The sequence below is a fragment of the Nitrosospira sp. Nsp13 genome (assembly GCF_900101945.1).
In the GTDB taxonomy this organism is placed as follows: Bacteria; Pseudomonadota; Gammaproteobacteria; order Burkholderiales; family Nitrosomonadaceae; genus Nitrosospira; species Nitrosospira multiformis_D.
In genome coordinates, this window is record NZ_FMVD01000015.1 from 55,407 (window position 1) to 67,748 (window position 12,342).

Sequence of the window (12,342 nt, forward strand, 5' to 3'; positions counted from 1 at the left end):
TCTACATATATGTCAAATGACTCCCTCGGCATTCTTTGAGTCATAAATCCCGCCGGCCATGAGAACTCGTTCCAAAAAAATATTGGTTACCTTCGCCGCGATATTCGCAATCGTTGTGATAACCATTTCCCTGTTCGACTGGAACATGCTGAAGCCATATATCGAACGACAAGTTTCCGAAAAAACCGGTCGCGAATTCGTAATTAGGGGTAATCTCGACGTCAATTTGTTCTTCAACCCGAAAATTAGCGTTGAAGGACTCTCGCTTGCCAACGCCGATTGGGGCACCGGGCAGCCAATGTTCGATATTGAGAGACTCTCATTCCGCATTAATCCATGGAAACTGCTCTGGGGGGAGATCGTTCTGCCGGAATTATCGATATCGCAACCGAAAATCCTCCTGGAAAAAAACCTGGATGGAAAGCGCAACTGGGTTCTGAAAGAGGAGGAAAAGGAGACGGAATTGCCAAAAATCGGCAAGCTCACCGTTGATCAAGGTACGCTCATCTTTCGCGATCCGAAGACCGATACCGACATCACCGCAAGGATAGCGACTGATTCAGCATCAACCGATGCACGGGAAACACCCATCAATATAGTGGCTGAAGGCAAATTCACGAGTTTGAAATTTACCTTCCAAGTCCACGGGGGGGAAGTGATATCGCTCATGGACAAGAGCCACGCCTATCCTGTCCAGGGAAATGTCCAGATCGGAACCACGCATGCCACGTTCGACGGTACGATTACCGGACTCCAAGCATTGTCAGCAATGGATTTGAAATTGGAAGTGTGCGGTGACGATCTATCAGCGCTTTATCCGATAACGGGAATTGTGATTTTCCCTTCGCCCCCATACCGAATTTCAGGAAGACTTCAGCACCAAAAAACCGAGTGGTCTCTAAATGAGTTCACCGGAGAGGTGGGCACGAGCGATCTGGGCGGGCATATTCTTTTTGATACCGGAGGCAAACGTCCGATGCTGCGTGGAGAAGTCGTATCGCAACTTCTCGACCTGGAAGATCTGAGCGGATTTATCGGAGCAAGAAAAGGTCCTCAACCGCAAGACAGTCCGGCGGAGAAGCAGGAGAAAAAAGCCTCGAAGGCAGCCCAGCGTCACCGTATGCTACCCGATCAGGAGTTCAGCGTCGAGCGACTGCGCGCAATGGACGCTGACATTAAGTTCACTGGGCAATCTATTCGCAACAAAGACTTGCCGGTCAAACATCTGACAACACACACCCGGATCGACAATGGCCTAATGAGGCTTAACGCTGATTTCACGGTCGCGGAAGGTAGTATCAATGCTAACGTAACAGTGAATGCCCGCGACGATCCCCCCGTCGCAGAGGCCAGAGTCGATGTCAAAAGATTACAGTTGCCAAAACTGCTTCCCAAGATGGAACTCACACATGACAGTCTGGGCCTGATCGGTGGCAGAGCGAGTATTAAGAGCCAGGGGAAATCCGTAGGCGCGCTTTTGGGGTCGGCCGATGGCCGCTTTGGACTGATAATGTCTGGAGGTCAAATCAGCAATATGATGCTGGAAATCGTAGGACTCGATGGGGCCGAGATTCTTAAATTCCTGGTGATTGGCGATAAAAATGTAAAAGTGCGTTGTGCCGTGGCCGATTTCGACATAAAAAAGGGCATGATGAAGAGCGAGGCTTTTGTCATTGATACAACTGATACCAATATTCTGGGAGAAGGCCAGATCAGTCTTGCCGAGGAAACCATAAAAATGAAACTGTCTCCCGAGCCTAAAGACTTCAGTATCGTAAGTTTCCGTACCCCGATTCATATTTCCGGCACCTTCAAGGAACCCACAATTTATCCGGACAAAATGCTGGCTATACGCGTCGGCGCGGCGGTACTACTGGGTGTTTTCGCTACGCCGGTTGCTTCACTGATTCCGTTGATCGAAACAGGCCCCGGCGAGGATCACAATTGCAGGGCATTGATTCTCTCGGTGAAAAAACCGCTTCCCGGGAAGCAAAATGCTCAGGTTGAGAAGAAAAAATAAGCCCGGATAATCCATTAGGACGCGAGATGACGGCGAGACAGCTTTGACGGTTGGGAGAAGTCGCCGGGCAAACGGCGAAAATGGCCGCAACCTGACCGCAGCGCTCGCATAGGCTTGAAGAGCCGCCTATTGGACGCCTAATGGATTATCTGAATCCATTGGCTCGCTGGTATGTGTGCCAGCGAACGGAATGATAACGGCAATTGATGGAAATTAATCGTGAGCGGCTTTGCCGCCACCATGGAAACAGGCGCATGAATATTTGATCATGACTGTATCGAAAATAGATATCAGGAGGCACATCATGCCAAGAGGCGATAAATCATCCTACACGGATAAGCAGAAACGGCAGGTGAAACATATTGAAGAAGGATATGAGAAACGCGGCGTTTCTAAAGAAGAGGCGGAGCGGCGTGCCTGGGCAACTGAGAACAAAATATCCGGTGGCGGAAAAAAATCCGGCTCAGGCAGGGATTCCAAGAAATCCTGATGTCTCTTATCCAAAATTCCACTTGTTTTTTTGGGCAGGAGAGAGAATTCGCGATAGAAAGTTAGATGCCTTTTCCACGTGCCATAAACATAAGAAGAGCCCTGGTTAGGCGCTGTGGCGTCAGGTAAATACAAGATGCTGGCCACCCCCAGGTAGCTCTCTATATGGGAGAAGTAGTAAAGCCTGGTGGTCTGAGGTAAGCTATGCGTTATTCGATAGCAAAAAATATTGACGGCTCGATTGTCATTTTTGCTCTGGCTGTAAATCAGGTATAACGGGCAACACTCATATTTTACCCAGATTGAAATCCCATCCTGATCTCATCCTCAATCCGCGGACTAAGAAAGCAGGAGCATGAAGTATGTTCAATTTAGGGTCCAAGGAACCTGTAATAGCGAAGGCGAGGACATTAATCGAGCGTCCTCCGGCCGATATATTCAGGTATTTGGGCGATGGATTCTTTGAAAATTATCCGAAATGGTCCCCTGAGGTCATTGAACTTGAATGCATCACCGATGGCCCGGTGAAACTGGGAACGATAGCAAGGCAAGTACGTATTGACCAGGGGCGCCGCTCGGAAACAAAATTCACCATCAATATTTATGAACGGGATAAACGCTTGGGCTTCGTCGGTGTTTCAGATCCTTTTCTCTGCATCTACGAGTTGCGGGAGATTAATTCCGGCACGGCTGAATTGATCTTTACTTTTGAATTGAGTGAAATCCAGCTATTTATGCGTCCCTTCGAGAAGCTGATCCGCGTGGTGGTTCAAGAAGGCGCCGAACGCACGGTGAGAAACCTGAAACAATTAACCGAAGCCAGCAAGGCGGTTTCACCAAATCCTCCACGTCCCTAAATTATCCAGGAGAAGAAAATGACCTTTGTGGTTGAAAAAGACCCCGGATTGATTCCTCAAATCCTATCCCAAATACTGGATGGCTCCATTAATGGCATCACGCTGGTGGATCCGGATCAGGAAGATATGCCTATCGTCTATGCGAACAGTCAATTCACGGCCATGACAGGATATTCCCAGGAGGAAATTCTCGGACGCAACTGCCGTTTTCTGCAAGGGAATGATCGGGATCAGGAAGCGCGTTTTGCGATAAAGCAGGCGATCGAAAATTGCCAGCCTGTCGAAGTCACGATTCGCAATTATCGAAAGAATGGAGAACTTTTTTTTAACCATCTGGCGCTCACCCCGCTTCTCGATGGAGAGAAAAGACTTATTTATTATCTCGGCATCCAGTATGACGTAAACCGGAACCGTGAAATGATCTCCAAGCTTAGCATGCGACAGGAAGCGGATACTCGGCGATTGCTGGCTTCATTATTGCCAAGACCCTGATATCAAGGCACGTATCAAAGTATTGTGCGGACAAAAAATCGGCGTACGGGTCAAACTCGCATGAGTGTTGTCATATGAATGTGTATAGCCGGGTTATTCAACTACATTAAGAGGTTTTTATGGCTCAGGAAACGTCTGCAAACATTCAACGGCCCCGGTCGGATGACCGGCCTTTATGGGATGTCGCGTTCGCGGTTTACGGATATCCGGCGCTACTGATAGCCCACAGGTTGAAGGTCTTTGCATTGCTTGAAGAGGGAGGCCGGACACTTCCCGAGATCTGCGACATGCTGAGCATTCAGCGCCGCCCGGCCGAGGCTATCTTGACGGCAGCCACGGCGTTGGGTTTTCTTTCACTGCAAAACGGCTGTTATTCTCTTACCGCACGCTCGGAAGACTACCTTCTCGAAAGGAGCCCCTACTATTTCGGTTTCTTCTGGGACATGATGATCGATAATTCCCAGGTATTTTCCTATGCAAGCCTGGAACAGGCAGTACTCACAAATTCTCCTCAGGCCTATGGGGGCGGCGATATCTACAAGTCTCATGACGAGCAGGCGGAGCTCGCGCGGAGATTCACCCGTGGGATGCACAGCATCAGCATGACATTGGCCACTACGTGGCCAAGTACCCTGGAACTTGACCGTCATCGCACGATGCTCGACATTGGCGGGGGTTCAGGCGCTCACTCGATCGGAGCAGCGTTGAAATTGCCGGGTTTACATGCGCTGGTTCTGGACCTGGATCCGATATGTGAGGTAGCTCAAGAGTTCATTGCCCGGCACAACTTACAGGACCGCATAAAAACCCATGTTGCCGACATGTGGAACGACCCGTTTCCTGAAGCCGATCTCCATTTCTACTCCAACATCTACCACGATTGGCCCGCAGAAAGAGGTCAGTTTCTCACGGAGAAAAGTTTCAAGAGTCTGAAGCCCGGTGGACGTATTATCATCCATGACGTAATCTATAATGACGAAAAAACCGGTCCTTTTGCGCCTGCGGCGTATAGCATGCTCATGATGGGATGGACAGAAGGGGCGTCATACTCAGGCCCCGAATTATCGAAAATGCTGAGGGATGCGGGATTTGATGACGTACAGGCCTACCCCGCTTTTGGGCATTACTCTATTGTTACCGGTATCAAGCCTTAACTCCCTATACCCTCTGAAATTTCCGTTAACGTACGATTCAAATATTGTCATCCGGGCCCCTGGGCGGCATTCGTCTCACGAAATTGAAACAGTCCCAGGACTCGATGGTCTAACATCAAATCTGCTCCAATCAACTCATCATGACTGATTCAATAAAAACTTTGACTTACGGCATAGTAACGGTTCTGCTGTCCCTTGCGATAAGTATCGGGCTGGTTCATGCGGAAGAGGACCATGGCAAGAAGGCCAAGGAACATTTGGAAGAGGCGATTAAGAGTGGAAAGGAAGGTAGTACGAAAGGTATCCTCAGCCACAGCGAAGAAGCCAGAAAGGAATTGATCGAGCAGAACAAGGATCACCCTTACACCAATCTTCAGAAACCCATATACGGCGAGCATCAGAAGGCGGAACACGATAAAGAAGCCTTCGAAGAAATCGAAGAAGCCATTGAGGAAGCTAAAGAAGGCCATACCCAGGAAGCTGTTGAAGCTGTGGAGAGAGCCTCCACTCATCTGCGTGAGAAAGAGCAATCCAAATAAGCAGGCCCCCAAAAAAACAGCTCACCGTGCACGCTCACCCGGATCGCAGCAACTCATCGTCCTCTTATTCTAGTGTCACTCGGCTTGACTGGATGCCCCTCCGCCCGGTTTGAATCCTAATATTTTCATCGCCGGCAATATCGACTGCCGGGTGGCGTCATAGTCTGCCCAAGGCTCATTACCTTTATCGAGGCGTTCATGAATATTGGAGGCCGACCAGTGGCTGGGGCTCGTAAGCGACTCCAGCTCTTCCCATGCCACAGGCACGGATACACCCAAACCCTCACGGGCACGAACTGACCAGGCAGACACGGTAGTAGCACCAAAACCGTTGCGCAGGTAATCAATAAAGATCTTTCCAACACGGTTACGCGGTCCGCTTTTTGACACGAAACGCTGCGGGATCGTCCTGGCAAGATGCTGAACAATCGCTTGAGAAAAATCTTTCACCGTTTCCCAATCGCGCAGCCTCTTGATTGGAACGGCAATATGTAAACCTTTTCCTCCGCTGGTTTTAAGAAATGACCTTAATCCCAACTCGTTAAGAAATATGCGAACTAGCTGTGCTGATTCCTGGATAAGCTTCCACGTCACCCCCTCGCCGGGATCGAGATCGAATGTTATTCGATCGGGCTTGCCGATGGCATTCTTTGTGGCATTCCAGGTGTGAAACTCAATGACGTTCATTTGAGCGGCTGACAGCAGGCCTTCAGCCGTTGAAATTTCAAGCAATGGCTCATGCCCGGGATCCAGCGCTGGATCGAGCTGATTAACCCCCGGCATATTCTCTTTCTCCCAGTGTTTCTGGAAAAATAACTGGCCCGTAATACCGTCCGGCGCGCGCACCAATGATACCGGTCTTCCCTCAAGATGCTCCAGCATTAAAGGGGCAACCAGCGAATAATAACGAATGAGTTCCATCTTGGTGAATCCAGTGGATGGATCGATTACGCGCTCGGGATGAGTAACTCGCAAAGAGGCGGGAATTGAAGTCATTATCGCGGGTTTTTCTGTAATGGGATGAACCGGCTTCTCACGTGTAATGGCTGCCGCTTTCTTATCGATACGCAAACCATGAAAAACCGAGTGACGTATCCGGCCATCCCGCGTCCATTCGCCGAAGGAAACCTCCGCTACGAGCGTCGGCATAACCCAATGGGCCTTCCGATCGATATCGGCGGCTTCGTTGAAAGGACTGCGCATCGACCCAATTTCTTTTAACTTCGCTTTAAGTTCGTGAAGCGTCTTATCACTAAAGCCCGTACCCACATTGCCGGCATATTGGAGCTTTTTGTCATCATCGTAAAAACCGAGCAAAAGCGAACCTAGTCCTACGCGCGAGCCTTGTGGACTGGTATAGCCTCCGATCACGAATTCCTGCCGTTGCCCACACTTGAGTTTTATCCAGTCAGAGGAACGGCGGGAGACGTACGTCGAGGTCTTGCGTTTACCGATAATGCCTTCCAGTCCCATGTGGCATGCCGACGCAACGATATCACCGGCCGGGGCATCAAAAGTTTCACTGAAGCGCACCGGATCCGGAGTCGATTTCTCAAAGAATGTTTTCAGAAATGTACGGCGTTCGGTGACGGAAACACCCCTCAAATCGTATCCATCATAAAACGGAATATCGAACAGATAGTAGACGATGCCCTGCGTCCGCGAGCTATCGAAGGCATTCTGCAAGGCCTGGAAGTCCGGAATGCCGTTTTCGTCCGGCACAACGATTTCACCATCCAGCCACCCCGATCTCAGACCCATTTTGCCCAATGCCTTTACCAAGTCAGGCAGCTTATGGGACCAGTCGTTACCGTTACGCGTGAGCAACTGAATCTTCTTACCCTCGATCCTGCATAGTATTCGATAACCGTCAAACTTGATTTCGTATACCCAATCGGCCGGTTGAGCAGGAAGGCTATCCACAAGCGTTGCAAGCTGGGGTTGCAGGGTTGGAGGAAGAGTGGCTTTAACGGCGTTTTCAGGCAGGCCCGCGGCATATTTCTGTTTTTCCGTCGCACTGGCTGCCGCTGGCTTGGTAGCTTCTTTTAAACGATGAGATTCCAGTCCGGCGACGCTATCGGGCAACTCATCCACAACACTGTACTCTTTTGATGAACGAACATACTCATCCTTCTCTTTGATAAGCAGCCAGGGCTCCTGTTTTCCCTCCTCCTTGCCTTTCATGCGAACCAGCGTCCAGTGACCTTTCAGTTTGTGTCCGCGAAGTTCAAATTTCAGCTTGCCGTCGCTATAGCCCTTGCGGGGATCCTGAAGAGGAACCCAGATTCCCTTGTCCCAAATGATAACCTTACCCGCCCCGTACTGTCCGGCTGGAATTCGGCCCTCGAAGCGGTTGTAGGAAACAGGATGATCCTCAACATGCATTGCCATCCGTTTGTCGCTGGAATCATAGCTGGGCCCCTTAGGAATGGCCCAGCTTTTCATTGTTCCATCAAGCTCCAGTCTGAAGTCATAGTGCAACCGGGTTGCCCAGTGTTTCTGCACGACAAACGACAACGCCGCTTCATTTGCCTCAGCGTCTTTACCAGTTTCGTCCGGTTCGGGTGTTACTGAAAAATTACGTTTTTCCCGGTAGGCTTTGAGTGACTTCCGCAGCGCCATACTCATATTGTACGGCGCTTGGGTGCCCCGCCGGTTCGGGTTGATACGTGCATATCCTTCACGGGTTTTCTGACTGACGTTTCGTCATGATTATCGTCCTTGGCTCCCCCTTTTCTCAGACTTCGCTGGAGCAGTTCGGTAAGGTCGAGAATTTGCGCCCCGCCAGCGGATGTTTCCGCCTGCTCAGGTTGAACCACAGGCTGGATGTCGCCGGTTTCCGCCTTTTGACGTACGAGCTTCATGATCTCATCCTTAAAGGAATCCCGATATTCTTCGGGATTCCACGCCAAACTCATATCATTGATCAGTTGCTCGGCCATTTTTAATTCTTTTTCAGTAATAGCTGATGCTTTCATGCCTTCAGCGGGAAGATCCAAATTTTCCCAACTGCGAATTTCATTACCCCAGCGCAGTAAATTCAATACCAGCACCGGACCTGATGGGATGAGCGCAGCCAAATGCTGCTTGGTTTGAATGACCACACGCGCAATACCAATACGCTGAGTCTTGTGAAGAGCTTCACGTAAAAGCGCGTAGACTTTGGCGCCCTTATTGATCGGCGCTACAAAATAGGGGCGTTCCAGGTATAAAAATGGGACATCCGTATGAGAGACAAATGTTTCGATCTCGATTGTTTGCGTAGCCTTTGGATAAGCTGCCGATATCTCCTCCTGGCTCAGAATGACATATTGGCCATCTTCATATTCGATTCCCTTGACGATATTTTCCTTGTCGACCTCTTTACCTGTTCTTTTATTAATACGCTTATAACCCACCGGATCCATGGTGCGTATATCCAGCCAATCAAAATCAAGCCCCTCCTCCGACGTTGCGGAATGAAGCGCTACGGGTATATGCACCAGTCCGAAGCTGATAGCGCCTTTCCATAAGATCCGATTACCTGAGGTAGTCATGATTTATGCCAGAAAAAATAATTCAAAATTATGCCGTTTCGTAATTTGGAATTAGCTTTTATAGGCAGAGCTTTCCGGAGAATCGCGAAGCATCTACCATCGCCGGTATACGGCCGGCGCTGGCTACTCACTCTGTACCCGGAAGTGTATTTTTCCCTACATTCCTTTCATTGTATGTGCGATTGCACACGGACCAGCTATCATGGATCTATATTCGATTAACCGTCAGTGGCGATTCATTCCCTGAATACCACCGGCGAGCCCCTTGTGTCATGTTTTAAAACAATCAAGAATGGTTGACGGAGAGAGTCTCACCCGTCATTTGATCAAACACACGCCCATGAGAAATACAAACTGATATGGATTATTTTTCCCTAATACAATGGCCTGCAATGGTGATCAACATATTGTCTGTCTGGATGCTGACTTCTCAATCCAAAGGTAAACGCCACGCTGGATTTTTACTTTCTCTCCTTAGTAATCTCTTATGGATTATCTGGGGGTGGCATGTACAAGCTTTTGCAGTTCTGGGTCTTCAGATTGCACTGGCCACCCTCAATATCCATGGCGTGCGTAAAACGGAAAGTAATGCGTAGTCAGTAGGCAGCGGCGCCGATGGCAAATTTGAAGCTCGTTCCATAGATTATGTGGCACGAGCCTGGATGTATAAAGGGAAAAAACGGGGGGTTGCCGAACGGATCTTCGATCGATCCATGAAAGCTAAACCTGGAATATGTGATGTCGATGGATACCATTTTCGCTGAAAATGTTCTGAAATCTCGGGTGATTACCGAGTCGCTTCTGCATTCCCTAGCCTATATGGATAACCGCTCTTATTAGCTGGGAAAGCATATGGACCGGCCAGATGCTTTTGCAGCCGATTTCCTTTAAGTCCGGCAGGGTTAGGCTCTTTCAAATATAAAACAGGTTTCCCCCCAATTTCTGGTAGTTTTGAACTTCACTTTGAAGCCTGCCTGTTCCAATAGCTTTACCGCTTCCTCCTGCTCTTCAAGAGTTCCCAGTTCAACGATCACGGATCTGACATTCGGGTTTCTGAGGGTATTCTCCGCACCTTTAATAATGGAGATCTCGATACCGTCGACATCTATCTTGATATAGTTGGGACAGGGCAGCCCCCACTTGTCGCATAAATCGTCCAGCGTTACGCCGAACATGCCCTGGATATGGCTGGCCGGTCGTTTCATGGTCTTCAAGTCTTCTTTCCCGAACTGCGAACGGTTCCCACCTGCGCTGAATTTCGGAATATACAACTTGGAGAACTCGCTGACCCCTGATATGGCAACGCCATACGCGGTAATATTCTTCTCAAGTTTATTGAGATATATATTCTTGTTGAGCAGATAATAATTGATGCATTGGGGCTCAAAGGCATACACCTGGATGGCGTCGCCAAACTTCTTCGCGGGATATAACGAGTATTGCCCGATATTCGCGCCCAAATCAAAAAGAACCGAATTGGGTTCAAAGGTATCAAGCCAATCCAGCGTCTCCGGCTCCTTGATGGAATATGTTTTTGCTCGTTGAAGCGTCCGCACATTATCCACCGCGATACGTATGGACTGGCCTCTGACGTTGACTTTCGTATAGCCGCCACTCATACCATAAAGTGCCGCAAGAAATCCTGACAGAATATTCATGAAAAATGAGCCCTTGTTGGTAACCGTGAAGTCATAAGTGAAAGGTGGATTAATGCCGGAAAAATAGCTGGTTTATTCCTTCCAGCCTAAATCCGGGAGTTGGACCGGGTGGAGTATGCAGGTTCTTTCGGTGCCGGGAGCAAGGCGCAACGACGCAGAATGATCATTCCATTCCAAGGGATTGGAGCACGGCCATGTGCCGGAAGAACCGAGTAGTTCGTCCGCTAGCAAGCTCACCCTAACGATAAGAGTAAAGTGGTGCACAAAATCTCTGTGGATCATAACACTAATTTAAAAAATGAACGGTCAGCTACCAGATTTAGGTTTAATCCAAATATTTTTGGTGTGACCCCGCAGCAAGGCCAGGGGATCTCCCACTAGCGCGTCAAATCCTGGTAAAAACTTCTGAATCCTTTGGCATAGCGGTGGTAACGCAGTGTGACGAGCTCACGCAGCGCACCAGGCAGCCGGCGCCATCGCGCGTCGGGCAGCGCGGCAATCGCGCGCAAAAAATTGAGTGTCCCTTCAAGACGCTGAATATTGTGTCCGCTCTCGGGAAAACGATTGCCCAATTCCAGCAAGTGCTCCAACGCTTTTTCATAGCGGAGAACCTGCGGGCCATGAACCGCGGCACAGGTCCTGCCCCGATTCTGGCCCGGGCGCGGGATGCCAATCTGATTTGCACCATGTTGACGATAAGCGATCAGTGGTGTGGGTAGAGCAGCCAAATTTGACGTGGCGCCCATCAGCATAGCGATCCAGGCGTCATGCACCCATATGTCAGGTATCGGCAGCAAAAGATCCCGGTAACGGGAGCGAAAAGCCATGGTCGCGCCGGTTACCACGTAACGTCTGAGCAGCACCGAGAACGCATCGCCGGCCTCGAACCGTATCTGCTCCCACGGACGGAATCGCACTGCCTCCCATAGACGCAATCCCAATGGATGCAGATTCCGGTCGACCACATCCGCATCCGTAAATACCACGCCCACCCCTGGATCATCCATGAAACGCTTTTCTATGAGCGCAATCTTGTTGGGGTACCAGACATCGTCCTGATCACATAGAAAAATAATGTCGCCGTCGCAGGCACTTATGGCAACTTCAAAATTACGCGTCGAGCCAAGGCGCTCGCTGTTAATCAGCAACCGTACGGGAAAAGATGCATGCCGGGCAAAATCCAGTACGATAGCGCGTGTCGCATCAACCGAGGCGTCATCGGATATCACCAGTTCGTCCGGCAGCCGGGTCTGGCGAATGATGCTGTCGAGCTGCTCCGCGAGGTAGCGCTCACCATTGTACGTAGCTAAAGCGATAGACAACGATAGCTGTGTATTCATCTCATTGGCAAACCATCAACGGCATTTCTTCAAGATGCCTTGCCTTAGGAGCAATTACACGCGCCCATTGTGAAACCGGGACTCCCGGCCACGTCATGAGGTCATCCAACGGCGAGATTCACGGCACGTTCGTCCGGACAAGACTGATCCTGGCTGGCTGGCGGCCGCCCTTGCCCTTCCAGCAACGCCACATAGCGGGATAGTACGTCCGGGTCTCCCACATCGATCATTTCCTTCACAAAGCGCTGGTGGTGCGC

Annotated in this window: 11 protein-coding genes; 7 read left to right on the forward strand and 4 right to left on the reverse strand. The window is 49.9% G+C overall.

The genetic code is table 11. The features are described 5' to 3' along the window. Window positions 1-58: 58 nt before the first annotated feature. From BLO43_RS14250 to smbP, 6 genes are all read left to right on the forward strand, one after another. Entirely contained in the window at window positions 59-2,020 is a 1,962-nt protein-coding gene (locus BLO43_RS14250; RefSeq protein ID WP_254773490.1) for an AsmA family protein, read from the forward strand. A 304-nt stretch (window positions 2,021-2,324) separates the two neighbouring features. Continuing rightward, window positions 2,325-2,510 carry a hypothetical protein gene (locus tag BLO43_RS14255; RefSeq protein ID WP_074633132.1) on the forward strand — a complete coding sequence of 62 codons (186 nt, stop codon included), beginning with the start codon at window positions 2,325-2,327 and terminating at the stop codon, window positions 2,508-2,510. Between the two features lie 361 nt (window positions 2,511-2,871). Then, window positions 2,872-3,366, forward strand: coding sequence for an SRPBCC family protein (locus tag BLO43_RS14260; protein WP_090907634.1), 495 nt, complete (start codon window positions 2,872-2,874; stop codon window positions 3,364-3,366). A gap of 18 nt (window positions 3,367-3,384) precedes the next feature. Continuing rightward, complete coding sequence (locus tag BLO43_RS14265; protein WP_074633137.1) at window positions 3,385-3,858, forward strand: PAS domain-containing protein; 474 nt, start codon at window positions 3,385-3,387, stop codon at window positions 3,856-3,858. A 119-nt stretch (window positions 3,859-3,977) separates the two neighbouring features. Next, window positions 3,978-5,012, forward strand: a complete 1,035-nt coding sequence (locus BLO43_RS14270) for a methyltransferase (RefSeq protein WP_139149286.1) — start codon at window positions 3,978-3,980, stop codon at window positions 5,010-5,012. 140 nt (window positions 5,013-5,152) lie between these two features. Further along, window positions 5,153-5,551, forward strand: coding sequence for a small metal-binding protein SmbP (gene smbP / locus BLO43_RS14275; RefSeq protein WP_074633142.1), 399 nt, complete (start codon window positions 5,153-5,155; stop codon window positions 5,549-5,551). 75 nt (window positions 5,552-5,626) lie between these two features. On the opposite strand, the gene ligD is transcribed toward smbP, so the two are convergent. After that, entirely contained in the window at window positions 5,627-8,179 is a 2,553-nt protein-coding gene (gene ligD, locus BLO43_RS14280; protein ID WP_175443975.1) for a DNA ligase D, read from the reverse strand. Then, complete coding sequence (locus BLO43_RS14285; RefSeq protein ID WP_090907636.1) at window positions 8,176-9,087, reverse strand: non-homologous end joining protein Ku; 912 nt, start codon at window positions 9,085-9,087, stop codon at window positions 8,176-8,178. Before BLO43_RS14285 ends, ligD begins: the two co-directional genes overlap by 4 nt. A 738-nt stretch (window positions 9,088-9,825) precedes the next feature. On the opposite strand from BLO43_RS14285, the gene BLO43_RS17285 reads away from it, so the two are divergent. Beyond that, entirely contained in the window at window positions 9,826-9,927 is a 102-nt protein-coding gene (locus tag BLO43_RS17285) for a DUF2165 domain-containing protein (RefSeq protein ID WP_139149287.1), read from the forward strand. A gap of 62 nt (window positions 9,928-9,989) precedes the next feature. Here the strand turns inward: BLO43_RS17285 and BLO43_RS14295 are convergent, their stop codons facing one another. Further along, on the reverse strand, window positions 9,990-10,745 hold the full coding sequence (locus BLO43_RS14295) for an FkbM family methyltransferase (RefSeq protein WP_090907638.1): 756 nt from the start codon (window positions 10,743-10,745) through the stop codon (window positions 9,990-9,992). 377 nt (window positions 10,746-11,122) lie between these two features. Further along, the gene (locus BLO43_RS14300; RefSeq protein ID WP_090907639.1) at window positions 11,123-12,085 is read right to left on the reverse strand and encodes a glycosyltransferase family 2 protein; all 963 of its coding nucleotides are present in this window, start codon (window positions 12,083-12,085) and stop codon (window positions 11,123-11,125) included. Between the last annotated feature and the right edge of the window lie 257 nt (window positions 12,086-12,342).